The organism is Rhodobacteraceae bacterium M382 (assembly GCA_025141015.1).
Taxonomy (GTDB): Bacteria; Pseudomonadota; Alphaproteobacteria; order Rhodobacterales; family Rhodobacteraceae; genus Aliisedimentitalea; species Aliisedimentitalea scapharcae.
On the sequence record CP081098.1, the window covers coordinates 3,325,630 to 3,342,627 of the forward strand.

Here is a 16,998-nt window from a genome sequence, read left to right on the forward strand (position 1 = left end):
GCTTTCCGCTCTTGACCAGTCTTGCCGCTCAGACGTGCGAATTCGTCGCTTTACGCTCTTTCGATATTGGGGAGTTTCCTATAGGAAATCCGCCAGATCACCCAATTTGGACGGAGCGAACATGACCGACACCCCCCGCGACACTGGTTTTTTCACCGAGTCACTCTCGACGCGCGACCCTGAGCTTTATGGCGCAGTGACGGCCGAGCTTGGCCGTCAGCGCGATGAGATCGAGCTGATTGCCTCTGAAAACATCGTCTCGGCCGCCGTGATGGAAGCCCAGGGCAGCGTTCTGACCAACAAATATGCCGAAGGCTATCCCGGGCGTCGCTACTATGGCGGTTGCCAATATGTGGACGTGGCCGAAAACCTGGCTATCGACCGCGCCAAGCAGCTGTTTGGCTGTGACTTTGCCAATGTGCAGCCGAATTCAGGCAGCCAGGCGAACCAAGGCGTGTTCCAGGCGCTGCTGCAGCCGGGCGACACCATTCTGGGCATGAACCTGGCCTCGGGCGGTCACCTGACCCACGGCGCTGCGCCCAACCAGTCGGGCAAATGGTTCAACGCCGTGCAATATGGCGTGCGCCGGTCCGACAACCTCATCGACTATGACGAGGTCGAAGCCCTGGCCAAGGAACACCAGCCCAAGATGATCATCGCGGGCGGGTCTGCCATCCCGCGGGTCATCGATTTTGCCCGGATGCGTGAGATTGCTGATATGGTTGGTGCCTACCTCCATGTTGATATGGCGCATTTCGCCGGTCTGGTTGCCACAGGCGAACATCCCTCGCCGTTCCCGCATGCGCATGTGGCCACGACCACCACGCACAAGACCCTGCGCGGTCCGCGTGGGGGTATGATCGTCACAAATGATGAAGCAATCGCTAAGAAGGTGAATTCGGCGATCTTCCCCGGTATCCAGGGTGGTCCGCTGATGCACGTCATCGCGGCCAAGGCCGTGGCCTTTGGCGAAGCGCTCCGCCCCGAGTTCAAAGCCTACATGCGTCAGGTGCGCCTGAATGCCGATGCGCTGGCCGATCAGCTGATCAAAGGCGGGTTGGACATCGTGACCGGCGGCACCGACACCCATGTCATGCTGGTCGACCTGCGCCCCAAAGGCGTGACCGGCAACATCGTGGACAAGGCCCTCGGCCGTGCCCATATCACCACCAACAAAAACGGCATCCCGTTTGATCCGGAAAAACCGACCGTAACCTCGGGCATTCGTCTGGGCACACCCGCAGGCACCACCCGCGGCTTTGGCGAGGCGGAATTCCGCGAGATCGCGGATATGATCATCCAGGTCGTCGACGGTCTGGCCGCCAACGGAGAAGACGGCAACGCCGATGTCGAAGCCACGGTCCGCGCCCAGGTGGCCACTCTCTGCGCGCGCTTCCCGCTCTATCCGAACCTGTAAACCACAGGATCCTTAACAACCTCTCAAACCCCGCCGCATTCCGCCGGTGGGGTTTTTTATTCCAAACCCGCAACACCCCGCTTCCGTCCAGCCGCCCCAGCCCAGATCGCGACCACACGGCACACCGCCCGCTTCGGCTTCTTTCTGGTCACAAATACCTCGGGGGAGCAGCCAAAGGCTGCGGGGGCAGAGCCCCAATCCGCGCACAAACGCGACACACCCAAACACAACGGACAATAAACACGCCCTACGCGGAGGGGATTCATTTTGGCCCGAATTCAGCATCGAGACGATGCCTCAAACCCGCATCCTTGAAACCCCGGCCTTAAAAACTCGGCCCCGACCTGTGTCAGATCAGCTCTCGCCAGACCAACACCCCGATCAGCAATGTGACCAGTAAAAGGATGTTGAACGCCATGCCGCCCAACATACCCAACCACCACCCCTTGCGGCGGTCGGCAACATCAACGGTTTCCAGATAGGACAAAACCTCTGCCCCGGCCTTTCGCATCGCACCATGGTCCAGCGTCAGCACCAGCTTTGGGTGCCCAACCATCGGCTCGGCTTTGCTCAACACCTGACCCTGGCGAAAAATCCGGCGCGGCAGGCGGCGGCGTGCCTTGCTCAGCGCGGTGCCCAGATCCCGGCCACCAACCCCTTGTTTGTCCCGCAATGCGGCACGCACCGTTTCAATCAAGATCATGAATTCGGCGGAAGGGTCTGCAGATTGCATGTCGGCACTCAAGACTTTGTAAACGGGCTGGACCGACCTTAGGCGACTCCCCCCAAAGCCTCAATGGGGCTGGCCCCTTTCCTTGCCTCAGGGTATCACATTCCCATGTTGAACACGATCCTGCACGGCACCCCGACCGACCGCCCCGCCCTGTTGATTGCCCATGGCCTCTATGGCTCGGCACGCAATTGGGGGGTGATTGCCAAACGCCTGTCAGACGAACGCCAGGTGGTGGCCGTCGACATGCGCAATCACGGCAACAGCAACTGGGCCGACACCCATACATATCCCGATCTGGCCACAGATCTGGCCCAGGTGATCGACGCACAAGGCGCACCAATGGATATCATTGGTCATTCCATGGGCGGCAAGGCTGCAATGATGTTGGCCCTGAACCACCCTGATCGCGTGAACAAGCTGGTGGTGGCGGATATTGCGCCCGTCACCTATGGGCACAGTCAGATCCAATTCATCCAAGCCATGCGTGCGGTCGATCTGGAGACACTCGAGCGCAGATCCGACGCAGAACAGCAATTGGCCGCATCCGGTGTCGACCCTGCATTGCAAAGCTTTTTCACGCAATCACTGGACATCCCGAACAAACGCTGGCGGCTGAATCTGGATGTTCTGGCCGATCAGATGCCAAATATCATGTCCTTCCCGGACAGCGATGCGGTCTGGCCCGGGTCGGCCCTGTTTTTGTCAGGTGCAGAATCGGATTACGTGCGCCCAGAGCATCGCGCGGTCATCCGGTCACGGTTCCCAAACGCCCGCTTTGCCAAGATTCCCGGTGCCGGGCATTGGCTGCACGCAGAAAAACCCCGTGAATTCGAAGCCGCCGCCCGGACCTTTCTGAACGCCTGAGCAATCGCGTCAGGCGTTATACAGCTGACGGGCCACCCACCAGGACACCGGCGCTGCAATCACCGCCCCGATCACGGCGGCGGCCAAAATCGCCGTGACCGATACGTAACCCGCCGCCAATACGGCAATCACGCCGGTCCCGGCCAATGCGGATGAAATCAGGGTATAAAGCAGGGAAGCAAGCCGTAGCATTTCAGATCCTCTTTCTGTCTGTTGTCAAACACATACAGGAGTCAGAATGCCACTCTTTGATCCGGATCAGAAACCGCCGGTTTGACGCCTCCCGATCAGGAAAATTTCCGAAACAGCCGGGTCATGTCAAATAATTCGTCCAAACGGTCATAGCGATCTTTGGTTTCAGGCCAGCTTTCTTCCTGGGTCCCTGCAATCAATGCCTCGAGCAGCATCATCGTGGCGATATTCGAATCCCAGGCAGATGGGATTTCGACCCAACAGTTAAAGGTGAACTTGGCAACCGACGCCACCGGGCTAGCCCATTGATCGGTGATCAGGATGATCGTCACCCCGCGTTCAGAAGCCAGTTCGGCCAGTCGCAACAGGTTGGTTTCATACCGGCGCACATCGAACAACAGCAACGTGTCGCCTTCGACCATGTCCAACAGATAATGCGGCCAGGTTCCTGACGAAGACGTCATATGGGTCACCCGTTGGCGGATCGCCTGGAAATGGGTAAAGGCATAGGTGGCCAACGACCCCGATATCCGGCCGCCGACAACATACAGCTGACTGTTCGGATTGGCCAATTGTCGGGTCGCCGCGTCGAATTGATTCGGGTCTATGTTGGAAAACGTCTGTCCCAGGTTTTGAGTTACCGCCTGAGAAAATCTATTCAAAAGATGCGATTCCGGCGCTTCGGTCATCCAGTTCTCGCGCCGCTGGGTGGGGCCGGAAACCTTGGCCTGAAGCTCTTTGAGCAAGGCTTTATGAAATTGCGGATATCCCTTGAAGCCCAGTTTCTGCACCATCCGGGCCACTGTTGGTGTCGACACATCGGCATTTGCAGCCACCACCGTGATCGAGGCCAACCCGGCAGACGGATAGTTTTCCAGTAATGAATTCGCGAACTTACGTTCTGATTGGGTCAGATTGTTATAGTGCTCGCGGATCAGGTCCCGCACGGTCGCAGTTGGATTGGTCAAAACGCTTACCTTTTCAGCATTGGCCCATCTTAGGTCCCCCCGTGACGCAACGAAACCCGGAACTCAGATTCAGACCACCTCTGAAAAGATATTGACACAAAATGATTACTATGGAAACTTTTTTACAGAACTCGCCACGAGGAGCGCAGATCCGAATGCAACACCAAGCGTCAGACCCAAGTTCACCGCCTGGATCCCAGGTCGTGGAACTGGTCAACCCGCAGGGGCGGGGACCGGCGCTGATTCTGTGCGAACACGCCTGCAAGGATATTCCCGACCGCTATGACCGATTGGGGCTGCGCGACAGCGATCGCGACAGTCATGCCGCCTGGGATCCCGGCGCGCGGGCAATTGCATTGACCCTGTCGCAGGCGCTGGAGTCACCAATGGTTGCCAGCCGGGTGTCAAGGCTGGTCTATGATTGCAATCGCCCACCTGACGCCCCAGATGCGATGCCTGCGCGCTCTGAACTGATCGACGTTCCCGGCAATGCGGACCTCACGGCTGCCCAACGGGCCGAACGCACTGCGCAGATCTATGACCCGTTCTGCACGACCGTTTCGGAGGTGATTGCCCGGCGTCAGGCTGACGCCCGGCCTACGGTGCTGATCACCATCCACAGTTTCACGCCGGTCTATTTTGGCAAACCCCGCGCGGTTGAAATCGGCATTTTGCATGATGACGACCGCCGCATGGCCGACCTGATGTTGGCCGAGGCCCCGCGCCTGCCCCATCGCCAGGTCGTTCGCAACGCCCCCTATGGCCCCCAAGACGGTGTGACCCACTCGCTCAAGCTGCACGGGCTGGGCAACGGGCTGGCAAATGTCATGATCGAAGTGCGCAATGATCTTGTCACCACGACAGAAGAGGAAAACGCAATGGCCCGGGACCTATTGGCGCTGATCAACCCGGCGCTGGACGCGCTGTTGGCTGGAGGCGGCGACAATGCCTAGGTTCATCCTGCGCTACATTCGCGCCATCGAGGCACTGAACAAGTTCATCGGGCGCATTGCCATGTATCTGATCTTTGTTCTGGTCGGCGTGCTGCTGTGGTCGTCGATTTCCAAAACCTTCTTTGTGCCGTCCATGTGGACGCTGGAGACCGCACAATTCGTGATGGTCGCCTATTACGTTTTGGGTGGCCCCTATTCGATCCAGATGGGATCGAACGTGCGCATGGATCTGTTCTATGGCGGTTGGTCCCTGAAGACCAAGGCATGGATGGATGCGTTTACCGTGTTCTTCCTGATGTTTTACCTTGGCGTGCTGCTGTATGGCGCGGTCAGCTCGACCGCCTATTCTCTGGGCTATTTCGGCATGGAACCCTTTGATTTCTTTTGGGACCTTCTGAAGACACTGCTAACCGAGGGCCCCGGCGCGACAGGCGAAAAACTGGGCTATCTCGAACGCAGCTCGACCGCCTGGCGTCCGCATTTGTGGCCGATCAAAACCATTCTGTGCACCGGGGTCCTGCTGATGCTGCTGCAATGTCTTGCCGAACTGTTCCGGGATATCGGGCGCATTCGTGGAGTTGAGCTCTGATGTCATATGAAATGATCGCTATCGTCATGTTTGCGGGCATGATGCTGATGCTGATGACCGGGCAGCGGGTGTTCGGCGCCATCGGTTTCGTGGGCGCGCTGGCCGGGCTGATGTTGTGGGGCACCGGCGGGTCCGAGATCCCGTTTTCCGCAGCGATGAAGCTGATGAAATGGTATCCGCTGCTGACCCTGCCGATGTTCATTTTCATGGGCTATGTCCTGTCGGAATCCAAGATTGCCGATGATCTGTACAAGATGTTCCACGTCTGGATGGGCCCCGTTCAGGGTGGGTTGGCCATTGGGACAATCGGGCTGATGGTTCTGATTTCCGCGATGAATGGCCTGTCCGTGGCCGGCATGGCCATCGGAGCCACCATCGCCCTGCCCGAGCTGCTGCGCCGCGGGTACGACAAGATCATGGTCACCGGCGTAATCCAGGCCGGATCCAGCCTAGGCATTCTGGTGCCGCCCTCGGTGGTGTTGGTGCTATACGCGATGATCGCCCGTCAACCGGTCGGCCAGTTGTGGCTGGCCGGCGTGGTGCCGGGCCTGATGATGGCGGCGATGTTCATTCTCTACATCTATGTGCGGTGTCGCATCCAACCGCATCTTGGTCCGGTGCTGCCCGAAGAGGAACGCAATGTCCCGATGTCGGAAAAGCTGCGCCTGCTGCGCGCCGGGCTGCTGCCGCTGGTGATTTTTGCCACCATGATGGTGCCCTTTGTCAACGGTTGGACCTCGCTGGTGGAAAGCTCGGCGATTGGTGCCATGACCGCCTTCGTCGCGGCGATCCTCAAGGGACGGATGACACGGGAGGTGTTCGAAACCTCGGTCCGGTCCACCCTGGCGATTTCCTGCATGTTCATGTGGATCATCCTGGCCGCCCTGGGCTTTGGCGCGATCTTTGACGGATTGGGTGCGGTCAAGGCGATCGAAGACCTGTTCACCACCCAATTGGGCCTGTCGCCCTGGATGATCCTGATCCTGATGCAGCTGAGCTTCATCCTGATGGGCACCTTTCTGGACGACACGGCAATGTTGGTGATCGTGGCACCGCTTTATGTTCCGCTGGTTGGCGCGCTGGGGTTCGACCTGATCTGGTACGGGGTGCTTTACACGATCACCACCCAGATCGCTTATATGACACCGCCCTTTGGCTATAACCTGTTTCTGATGCGCGCAATGGCGCCCCCCGAAATCGGACTGCGCGACATCTATTGGTCCATCATCCCCTTTGCATTGGTGATGGTGCTGGCCCTTAGCCTGGTGATGATCTTCCCCGAGATCGCCCTGTGGCTGCCCGACTATGTCTACGGAAAATAACGACAACCAGAAGCCCTGACGCAAGGGGCCGGATTTCAACAAGGAGAGAAAAGATGACATCAAGACGCAAGTTCCTGCAAACCGCCGGTGTCGGTGCCATGGCCGCACCTTTGGCAACCCCTGCGCTGGCTCAATCCACCATCAAATGGCGGATGCAAACCTATGCCGGCGCGGCGCTGGCCGAACATGTGGTGAAACCCGCCATAGACATGTTCAACACCATCGCGGGCGATCGTATGCAGATCGAACTGTTCTATGCCGATCAGCTGGTCCCCACGGGTGAATTGTTCCGGGCCATGCAACGCGGCACCATCGATGCGGTGCAGTCGGACGACGATTCGATGGCATCCCCCACCGAAGTCACAGTATTTGGTGGCTATTTCCCCTTTGGATCGCGCTATTCTCTGGATGTGCCGGTTCTGTTCAACCAATACGGACTGAACGAAATCTGGGACGAAGAATACTCCAAGGTCGGTGTCAAACACATCAGCGCCGGGGCCTGGGATCCTTGCCATTTTGCGACCAAGGAACCGATCCACTCGCTGGCCGACCTCAAGGGCAAGCGGGTCTTTACCTTCCCCACTGCCGGACGCTTCCTGTCGCAATTCGGCGTGGTTCCGGTGACTCTGCCTTGGGAAGACATCGAAGTCGCCATGCAGACAGGTGAATTGGACGGGGTCGCCTGGTCGGGTATCACCGAAGACTATACTGTTGGCTGGGCCGATGTGACCGATTACTTCCTGACCAACAACATTTCGGGTGCCTGGGCCGGGTCCTTCTTTGCCAACCAGGGACGTTGGAATGAACTGCCCGAAGATCTGCAAACCCTGTTCCGCGTGTGCTGTGACCAATCGCACTATTATCGCCAGTGGTGGTATTGGGGTGGCGAAGCCTCGCTGCGCGTGGATGGCACCAAGATGAAGCTGACCACAATACCTGATGCCGAATGGGCCCAGGTCGAAGAGGCCGCGGTCAAATTCTGGGATGAAATCGCCGCCGAAAGCCCCACCAAGGCCAAGGTTGTCGAAATCTTCAAGAAGTACAACGCCGACATGCAGAAGGCCGGCCGGCCGTATCGCTACGGCTGACAAAATCGGTTTGGCCCGGTGTCTTTCCGGGCCAAATTTCTTAACTAAGAAATTTGCCAAGACTTTTAGTTAAAAGTCTTGGCCGCATCAAACAGAGGGATGCACATGATCACGTTCGAAGACCTGAAGGCGCGGGTGGCTGGTGGCAGCATTGACACGGTATTGGTGTGTTTTGTTGACATGCAGGGCCGTTTGATGGGGAAGCGGTTTCATGGGGGTCATTTTGTTGGGGGTGCGTGGGAGGAGACGCATTGCTGCAATTACCTTCTGGCGACGGATCTTGAGATGGGGACGCCGGAAGGCTATGCGAGCACCAGCTGGGAGCGGGGCTATGGCGATTATGTGATGAAGCCGGATCTGAGCACCCTGCGCCTTGTGCCCTGGCTGGAGGGGACCGCGCTGGTGCTGTGTGATGTTCTGGATCACCACACCCACGCCGAGGTGCCCCACAGTCCGCGCGCGATGCTGAAGCGTCAGGTCGCCCGCGTGCGCGCCCTGGGGTTCGAGCCGATGATGGCGAGCGAGCTGGAGTTTTTTCTGTTCGAGAAGGGCTTTGACGAGATCCGCAAGGGCGGCTTTCGCGATCTGACGCCGATCTCGGGCTATAACGAAGATTACCACATCCTGCAGACCACCAAGGAAGAACATGTGATGCGCCCGATCCGCAATCACCTGTGGGAGGCGGGTCTGCCGATCGAATGCACCAAGGGCGAAGCCGAGACCGGGCAGGAAGAGCTCAACATCAAATATGCGCCTGCCATGGACACGGCGGAGTATCATTCGATCGCCAAACACGCGATCAAGGAGATCGCCTGGCAGCAGGGCCACGCCGCAACCTTTCTGCCCAAATGGCATCATGACAAGGTCGGCAGTTCCAGCCATGTGCATCAATCCCTGTGGGCCGATGGCAAACCGGCGTTTCACGACCCGGATGACGCGCTGGGGATGTCGGACCTGATGAAGTCCTATATGGCCGGGCTGCTCAAATATGCGCCTGATTACACCTATTTCATGGCCCCCTATATCAACAGCTACAAACGCTTCATGAAGGGGACATTTGCCCCCACAAGGATCATCTGGTCGGTGGACAATCGCACCGCCGGGTATCGGTTGTGTGGTGAAGGGTCCAAGGCCATCCGCGTCGAATGCCGGATCCCGGGATCGGACATGAACCCCTATCTGGCGATGGCGGGCATGCTGGCCGCCGGTCTGGCCGGGATCGAGGAAGGTCTGGAGCTGCAGCCGCCCACGGTGGGCGATGTCTATCAGGGCGACACCGGCCTGATCCCCGGCGATCTGGGCGCGGCGCGCACCGCGCTGCACGGCTCGGACATGCTGCGCGCGGCGATGGGCGACGATGTGGTCGACCACTACGCCCGTGCCGCCGAGGTGGAGATCGAAGAGTTTGCCCGCGTTGTGACCGATTGGGAGGTCGCGCGCGGGTTCGAACGGGCGTGAGCTGGGGTCAAGGCTGGGGGCGCTGCCCCCAGACCCCCGAGGTATTTTTGACCAGAAAGAAGCAGGGGCGCGTGCCCCTGATCCGAGATGTGGAGTTGAGGGCATGGGCCAGACATTGACGTGTATTTCCCCGATTGACGGATCGGTGTTTGCCGAACGCACAGTGCTGTCGCGCGAGGCGGCTGTTGCGGTGGCGGCGCGGGCACGGGATGCGCAAGCCGCCTGGGCGGCGCGGCCGTTGGCCGAGCGGGTCGAATTGGTGATGGCCGGGGTCGCGGCGGTGGGCGCGATGAATGATGCCATCGTGCCCGAGCTGGCCCATATGATGGGGCGGCCCATTCGGTATGGTGGTGAATTTGGCGGTTTCAACGAGCGCGCCAGCCATATGGCGTCGATTGCGGCGGAGGCGCTGGCTGATATCGCCGTGGGCGAGGACGCGACATTCAAACGGTATATCAAACGGATTCCCCATGGGGTGGTGCTGGTCGTCGCACCCTGGAACTATCCCTATATGACCGCCATCAACACCGTGGCCCCGGCGCTGATTGCCGGCAATACCGTGGTGTTGAAACACGCCACCCAGACCCTGTTGGTGGGCGAACGCATGGCCGCGGCGTTCCATGATGCGGGCGTGCCGCAGGACGTGTTCCAGAACGTGTTTCTGGATCATGACACCACATCCGAGCTGATCGCGCGCCGGGCGTTCGATTTTGTCAATTTCACCGGCTCGGTCGGCGGTGGCCAGGCGATGGAACGCGCCGCCGCCGGGACCTTCACCGGCGTCAGCACCGAGCTGGGCGGCAAGGACCCGGGATACGTGATGGAGGATGCCGATCTGGACGCCGCCGTCGACACGCTGATCGATGGGGCGATGTTCAACGCCGGTCAGTGCTGTTGCGGGATCGAGCGGATTTACGTGCATGAGAGCCTTTATGACGCCTTTGTCGAGAAGGCCGTGGAGATCGTCAGCGGCTATACCCTGGGCAATCCGCTGGACCCGGACACCACCCTGGGGCCGATGGCCAATGTCCGGTTCGCCGCCGAGGTGCGCGCCCAGATCGACGCCGCCGTGGCCGCCGGTGCAACCGCCCATATCGCGCCGATGGTGGCCGATGATGGTGCGGCCTATCTGACGCCGCAGATCCTGACCGGCGTGACCCATGACATGGCGGTGATGCGCGACGAGAGCTTTGGGCCCGTGGTGGGCATCATGAAGGTGTCCGGTGACCAGGAGGCCATCGCCCTGATGAACGACAGCGACTTTGGCCTGACCGCATCGCTGTGGACGGCGGATGTGGACCGCGCCGCAGCGGTCGGCGATCGCATCGAGACCGGCACCGTGTTCCTGAACCGCGCCGATTACCTGGACCCCGGCCTGTGCTGGACCGGCTGCAAGAACACCGGGCGCGGCGGTGGGCTCTCCATCATCGGCTATCACAATCTGACCCGGCCCAAATCCTACCATCTCAAGAAAGTCACCGGCTGAGAGCCGCCCTGACCCTGTCTGAAGGAAGAACGAACATGTCTCTCGTTGGAAACTGGTCCTATCCGACCAACATCAAATTCGGCGCTGGCCGGATCAGCGAACTCCCCGCCGCCTGCGCCGCCACCGGCATGACACGCCCCCTGCTGGTCACCGACCGCGGCCTGGCCGATCTGCCGATCACCAAAGCCACCCTGGACATCCTGGAGGCCGCCGGTCTGGGCCGGGGTCTGTTTGCCGAGGTCGACCCCAATCCCAACGAGATCAACCTGGCCGCAGGGGTTGCCGCCTATAACGCCGGGGGCCACGATGGCGTCATCGCCTTTGGCGGCGGCTCGGGGCTGGACCTGGGCAAGATGGTTGCCTTTATGGCCGGCCAAACCCGGCCCGTGTGGGAGTTCGAGGATGTGGACGATTGGTGGACCCGCGCCGATGCGGACGCCATCGCGCCCATCGTGGCCGTGCCCACCACCGCAGGCACCGGATCCGAAGTCGGCCGCGCCAGCGTCATCACCAATTCGGTGACCCACGCCAAGAAGATCATCTTTCACCCCAAGGTGCTGCCCGAAGTCGTCATCTGCGACCCCGAGCTGACCGTGGGCATGCCCAGGGCCATCACCGCAGGCACCGGGCTCGATGCCTTCGCCCATTGCGTCGAGGCGTTCTCCAGCCCCCATTACCACCCGATGTCCCAGGGCATCGCGCTCGAAGGCATGCGCCTGGTCAAGGAATATCTGCCGCGCGCCTATACGGACGGCACCGATCTGGAGGCCCGCGCCCAGATGATGTCGGCCGCCGCCATGGGGGCCACCGCCTTCATGAAGGGTCTCGGGGCCATCCACGCCATGAGCCACCCCGTCGGCGCCATGTTCAACACCCACCACGGCACCACAAATGCGGTCTGCATGCCCGCCGTGCTGGCGCTGAACGCACCCGAAATCGCCGACCGGTTTGATCAGGCCGCCGCCTATCTGGGCATCACCGGCGGCTTTGACGGGTTTTGCACCTTTGTCCAGACCTTCAACGACAGCCTCGCCATCCCCCGCAAACTCACCGAGCTCGGCGTCACAGCAGACGCAATCCCAGACCTCGTCGCAGGCGCGCTCACAGACCCCTCATGCGGCGGAAACCCCGTCACACTCACCCAACAAAACCTCACGCAGCTCTTCAATCAATCAATCTGAAACACCCCCAAAATCAAAGGGCGGCGCACCAAGCCGCACCGCCCAAAAAATACACCCAGAAAAGCCCAAAAAACCACACAACAACACAAAGCTAACCGGCTTTGGCCAGATTGTAGCCCCCAGTTGCCTGCCCCCCTGTTTCATGGGCAAACTCAAGATACAGCTGGCGCGCCTTTCGGGTCACCGGACCGATCCCCAGTTCCCGGTTCTGAAATCGGCTAACAGGCATAACCTTGGCGATATTTCCGGTGCAGAATATTTCATCCGCGGTCTCAAAATCCGCAACCGTCAGGCGGTCTTCGCATACCTCGACCCCATCGTCCCGCAAAAGGCCGATCACCCGTTGACGGGTCAAACCATTGAGGAAACACCCGTTGGGCACCGGGGTCGACACCCTCCCGTCACGGACCAAAAACACATTGGTCGAGGCGGTTTCCGCAACATGCCCGTCGACATCCAGCGACAAGGCATTGTTGAAACCACGTGCACGCGCCCAGGCCATGATGCGACCATTGTTGGGATACAGTGATCCGGCCTTGGCCTCGGTCAGGGCCATGTCCTGACGCGGGCGGCAAAAGGGGGCGACCGTCAACGAAAACCCTTCGATTGGGGGCATTGCCAGCTCTTCGATACAAATCGCAAAGGCGGTCGAAGCCGGATCCAGGTCGATCAGACCAGCCGAGCCGTCGCAGGCCCACATCATCGGTCGGATGTAGAGCTCGGCTCCTGCCGGATAGCGGGCCACCCCGTCGCGCACAATGGTTTCGATCTCCGCCCCCGTAATCGCGGTTTGCATCCCCAATGCGTGAGCCGAACGGATCAACCGGGCACAATGCAAGTTGAGATCAGGCATCACCCCGTCAAACAGTCGCGCTCCATCAAACACCTGTGTCCCCAGCCAGGCCACATGGTCCGCGGCCCGAATGACCGGGATATTGCCCGCGCGCCAGGCCCCCTCCCACCAGGTGAGAATACGTCCTCCGATAGCCATCGCTCTGGTTCTCCTTTCAATCCGTTCGATCCTGGCGAAACCGGAATTCGATACGAATTCCGAGCCGTTTTCCGTGTCGGAAAACGGGGCACCGCTAGATATGCAGCGCGGCACCCAACCCCATCAGTGCGGCCTCTTGCGTGGTTTCCCCCAGGGTGGGATGGGCGTGAATGGTGCCGGCGATATCGGCCAGGGTTGCCGCCATCTCGATGGCAAGCCCAAATTCCCCGGCCATCTCCGAGACACCTTGCCCCACAGCCTGCATACCCAGAACTAGCCCCGTAGCGGGGTCCGAAACAATGCGCACAAACCCATCGGATCGCTCCATGGTGAGCGCACGACCATTGGCCTGGAACGGGAACAGCGACACTTTGGCTCCTTTGACCTGGGATGGTCCCTGTCCGACAGTGACGATCTCCGGGTCCGTGAAACACACTGCCGGAATGGCGCGCTTGTCCCACCGCACCCGATGCCCGGCCAGATGTTCGGCAACCAATGTGCCCTGCGCCATCGCCCGGTGCGCCAGCATCGGTTCGCCGGTGATGTCGCCGATGGCATAGACGTCGCGCATCGAGGTGGCACATATGTCGTTGATGCGCAGGAATGGGCCGTCGCGATCCAGTCCCAGATCCTCGACGCCAAAGCCGTCCAGGACCGGACGTCGACCGACAGTCACCAGAACCTTGTCGGCGGGGATCTCTTCGGATCCTTCTGGGGTTTCGACCAACAGATTCCCGGTGTCGGTCATCCCCTGTGCCCGCGCCTCCAGACGCACCTGGATGCCTAGATCCTGTAGTCGGGCCATCACGGGGCGGGTCAGGGGCGCATCATATTGCGACAGGATATTGCGTTCGGCTTCGACCAATGTGACCCGCGCCCCAAGCTTCGCCATGGCCATGCCGATTTCGAGCCCGATGTAACCCGCGCCAATCACGGCCAGATGATTGGGCACGGCACGCAGATCCAACGCCTCGGTCGAAGAAATCACCCGATCGCCAAATGGCAAAAAGGGCAGTTCAACCGGTGCCGATCCGGTGGCCAGCACCAAATGTTGACAACGGATCAGCAGCGGGCCTTTGTCCGTATCCACGACCACCGATTTGCCGTCGCGAATCTGGGCATAGCCCTGGACCACCCTGACGCCGGATTTCTTCAACAGCCCCGCGACCCCGCCCGTCAGCTTGGCCACCACGCTGTTCTTCCAATCGACCGTTTTGCCCAGGTCAATGGTTGCGGATCCCGCGCTGATGCCCAGAGCATTCTCACTGCCGGCGTGTTTGACGGTATCAAATTCCTGGGCTGCATGGATCAGTGCCTTGGACGGGATACACCCCACATTCAGGCACGTGCCCCCAGGAGAGCCCCCTTCAACAACCACGGTATCAATGCCCAGTTGCCCGGCACGAATGCCGCAAACATAGCCGCCCGGTCCGGCACCAATGATCAGGAGCTTGCAGGAGAGGTGTTGCATTTCACTCCTCCACAAAAATCAGCGCCGGGGTTTCCAGCAGGGTTTTTATCCGGTTCACGAACACCGCCGCGTCCCACCCGTCGATCACCCGGTGGTCAAAGCTGCACGAGATGTTCATCATCTTGCGCGGCACGAATTGGGTGCCGTCCCACTGCGGGCGCATGGCCATTTTGTTGATGCCAACAATGGCCACCTCGGGGTGGTTGATAATCGGTGTGGTGACAATGGCACCCAACGGGCCCAGAGACGTGATGGTGAGCGTTGATCCGGTCAATTCCTCGCGCACTGCCTTGCCGGTTCTGGCAGCTTCGGACAGGCGGGCAATTTCGCTGGCTGTGTCAAACATCCCGCGGGTTTCGGCGTCGCGCAGCACCGGGACGATCAGGCCATTGTCGGTCATCGTCGCAATGCCGACATGCAGTGCGCGATGTCGACGGATGATACCCGCATTGTCATCAAAATGGGCGTTCATCTCAGGATGATCCCGCACCGCGCGCGCCAGCGCCGCGCAGACAAAGGGCAGCATGGTCAGCTTGGGCTTGTCCCCGCGATCCTTGTTCATCGTGGCGCGCAGATCCTCGACGCCTGTGACATCCACCTCCTCGACCACGGTGATATGGGGAATGCGGCTGTTGGCCAACGCCATACGGTCTGCAATCTTGCGGCGCAGCCCCACGACCTTGATCTCCTCCACCTCCGGTTTACGAACCGGCGAGTCTATCGGCGCGGCCGGGGCCTGTGCGCTTTGGAACATGGCGTCCAGATCACCATGCCCGATGCGTCCGCCCGGTCCCGTACCCCGTATCTGGCGCAAATCAATCCCGGCGTCGCGCGCCCGTTTGCGCACAGCTGGCGAGGCCAGAACATCCGCATGTTCCACACGCGGCGCAATAACCTGAGGGATCACAACCGGCGCAACCTCGGGCTCTGGCTTTGGTGCGGGCTCTGGTGCCTTTTCACCCGCCGGTGCCGGGTCCGGATCGGCCACCGGTGCGGCCTGTTCAAACACATCCGGCACCGCTTCGCCTTCGGTTTCGATGCGCACCAACACAGACCCCACGGCCACCGTGTCGCCGATCTCGCCTCCGGTCCAGGTGACTTTGCCGTCATAAAGCGAGGGGATCTCAACCGTCGCCTTGTCGGTCATCACGGCGGCCAGGATATCATCCTCGCGCACCAGATCACCGGGTTTCACGTGCCATTCCACCAGCTCGGCTTCGGTCACGCCTTCACCAACATCCGGCAGTTTAATATCCAGTTCCTGCATGGCTCAGACCTCCAAAACCTTGCGCAGCGCGCGTTCAATGCGGTCGGGGCCGGGGAAGTAATCCCATTCCTGCGCGTGCGGGTACGGCGCATCCCAACCACAGACCCGTTCAATCGGTGCCTCCAGATGCCAGAAACAGGCCTCCTGCACTTCGGAGATCAATTCGGCCCCGAAACCAGAGGTCCGGGTTGCTTCATGCACGATAATGCAGCGGCCAGTCTTTTCGACCGACGTCTTGATGGTCTCCAGATCCAGCGGCAGGAGCGAGCGCAGGTCGATCACTTCGGCATCAACACCGGTGTTTTGCACAGCCTGTTCCGCGACAAAGACCATGGTGCCATAGGCCAGGATCGTGACATCCGCGCCCGCGCGACAGACACGCGCCTTGCCCAATTCGGTCTTGTAATATCCATCTGGAACATCGCCGCGTTCATGGCTGGACCAGCTCAGAGATTTGCCGCTGTGATCGCCATAAAACGGACCGTTGTACAGCCGCTTGGGTTCCAGAAAGATCACCGGGTCCGGGTCCTCGATCGACGCGATCAACAGCCCCTTGGCATCATGCGGGTTCGACGGCATCACGGTCTTCAGGCCTGCCACATGGGTAAACAACGCCTCTGGACTTTGGCTGTGGGTCTGACCGCCATAGATGCCGCCCCCCGTCGGCATACGGATGACCAGCGGACAGGTGAACTGCCCATTCGACCGATGCCGAATGCGGGCGGCTTCCTGGGTGATCTGGTCATAGGCCGGGTACATGTAATCGGCGAACTGCACTTCGACACAGGGCTTGCGCCCATGCGCGGCCATGCCGATGGCGACGCCAACGATGGCGCTTTCGCTGATTGGGGTGTCAAACACCCGCTCTTCGCCGAATTTCTCCTGCAGCCCGGCCGTACAGCGGAACACGCCGCCAAAATACCCCACGTCCTCGCCAAACACCAACACCCGCGGGTCGCGCGCCAACATGACATCCATGGCGTCGCGCAGCGCTTCGATCATTGTCATCACAGCCATC

The 16,998-nt window shown here is 60.3% G+C and carries 16 protein-coding genes; 9 read left to right on the forward strand and 7 right to left on the reverse strand.

The features are described 5' to 3' along the window. The first annotated feature begins 121 nt into the window (after positions 1-121). The gene (locus K3727_15470; protein UWQ90180.1) at positions 122-1,417 is read left to right on the forward strand and encodes a serine hydroxymethyltransferase; all 1,296 of its coding nucleotides are present in this window, start codon (positions 122-124) and stop codon (positions 1,415-1,417) included. Between the two features lie 349 nt (positions 1,418-1,766). On the opposite strand, the gene K3727_15475 is transcribed toward K3727_15470, so the two are convergent. Then, on the reverse strand, positions 1,767-2,150 hold the full coding sequence (locus tag K3727_15475; protein ID UWQ90181.1) for a hypothetical protein: 384 nt from the start codon (positions 2,148-2,150) through the stop codon (positions 1,767-1,769). A 105-nt stretch (positions 2,151-2,255) separates the two neighbouring features. Between K3727_15475 and K3727_15480 the strand changes: the two genes are divergently transcribed. After that, positions 2,256-3,014, forward strand: coding sequence for an alpha/beta fold hydrolase (locus K3727_15480; GenBank protein UWQ90182.1), 759 nt, complete (start codon positions 2,256-2,258; stop codon positions 3,012-3,014). 9 nt (positions 3,015-3,023) lie between these two features. Here K3727_15480 and K3727_15485 read toward each other — a convergent pair whose 3' ends face one another. After that, the gene (locus tag K3727_15485) at positions 3,024-3,206 is read right to left on the reverse strand and encodes a hypothetical protein (protein UWQ90183.1); all 183 of its coding nucleotides are present in this window, start codon (positions 3,204-3,206) and stop codon (positions 3,024-3,026) included. A 95-nt stretch (positions 3,207-3,301) separates the two neighbouring features. After that, the gene (locus tag K3727_15490) at positions 3,302-4,174 is read right to left on the reverse strand and encodes a MurR/RpiR family transcriptional regulator (GenBank protein ID UWQ90184.1); all 873 of its coding nucleotides are present in this window, start codon (positions 4,172-4,174) and stop codon (positions 3,302-3,304) included. Positions 4,175-4,329: 155 nt separating this feature from the next. Between K3727_15490 and K3727_15495 the strand changes: the two genes are divergently transcribed. From K3727_15495 to K3727_15525, 7 genes are all read left to right on the forward strand, one after another. Next, positions 4,330-5,127, forward strand: a complete 798-nt coding sequence (locus tag K3727_15495) for an N-formylglutamate amidohydrolase (protein UWQ90185.1) — start codon at positions 4,330-4,332, stop codon at positions 5,125-5,127. Continuing rightward, a complete protein-coding gene (locus K3727_15500) occupies positions 5,120-5,716 on the forward strand; it encodes a TRAP transporter small permease subunit (protein UWQ90186.1) in 597 nt (198 codons plus the stop codon). The genes K3727_15495 and K3727_15500 overlap by 8 nt, the downstream gene beginning before the upstream one ends. Then, positions 5,716-7,038 (forward strand): TRAP transporter large permease subunit, encoded by a 1,323-nt coding sequence (locus K3727_15505; protein ID UWQ90187.1) that lies wholly within the window; start codon positions 5,716-5,718, stop codon positions 7,036-7,038. The genes K3727_15500 and K3727_15505 overlap by 1 nt, the downstream gene beginning before the upstream one ends. A 53-nt stretch (positions 7,039-7,091) precedes the next feature. After that, on the forward strand, positions 7,092-8,126 hold the full coding sequence (locus K3727_15510) for a TRAP transporter substrate-binding protein (GenBank protein ID UWQ90188.1): 1,035 nt from the start codon (positions 7,092-7,094) through the stop codon (positions 8,124-8,126). 105 nt (positions 8,127-8,231) lie between these two features. Continuing rightward, entirely contained in the window at positions 8,232-9,584 is a 1,353-nt protein-coding gene (locus tag K3727_15515) for a glutamine synthetase family protein (protein UWQ90189.1), read from the forward strand. Positions 9,585-9,687: 103 nt separating this feature from the next. Then, positions 9,688-11,070: an aldehyde dehydrogenase family protein gene (locus tag K3727_15520; protein ID UWQ90190.1), complete on the forward strand. Its 1,383-nt coding sequence runs from the start codon at positions 9,688-9,690 to the stop codon at positions 11,068-11,070. Between the two features lie 35 nt (positions 11,071-11,105). Then, positions 11,106-12,251, forward strand: coding sequence for an iron-containing alcohol dehydrogenase (locus tag K3727_15525; protein UWQ90191.1), 1,146 nt, complete (start codon positions 11,106-11,108; stop codon positions 12,249-12,251). 91 nt (positions 12,252-12,342) lie between these two features. Here the strand turns inward: K3727_15525 and K3727_15530 are convergent, their stop codons facing one another. From K3727_15530 to K3727_15545, 4 genes are all read right to left on the reverse strand, one after another. After that, complete coding sequence (locus tag K3727_15530) at positions 12,343-13,242, reverse strand: branched-chain amino acid aminotransferase (GenBank protein ID UWQ90192.1); 900 nt, start codon at positions 13,240-13,242, stop codon at positions 12,343-12,345. A 94-nt stretch (positions 13,243-13,336) separates the two neighbouring features. After that, a complete protein-coding gene (gene lpdA / locus K3727_15535) occupies positions 13,337-14,713 on the reverse strand; it encodes a dihydrolipoyl dehydrogenase (GenBank protein ID UWQ90193.1) in 1,377 nt (458 codons plus the stop codon). A gap of 1 nt (position 14,714) precedes the next feature. Then, on the reverse strand, positions 14,715-15,980 hold the full coding sequence (locus K3727_15540) for a 2-oxo acid dehydrogenase subunit E2 (protein UWQ90194.1): 1,266 nt from the start codon (positions 15,978-15,980) through the stop codon (positions 14,715-14,717). Between the two features lie 3 nt (positions 15,981-15,983). Continuing rightward, on the reverse strand, positions 15,984-16,997 hold the full coding sequence (locus K3727_15545; GenBank protein ID UWQ90195.1) for an alpha-ketoacid dehydrogenase subunit beta: 1,014 nt from the start codon (positions 16,995-16,997) through the stop codon (positions 15,984-15,986). Position 16,998 lies beyond the last annotated feature (1 nt).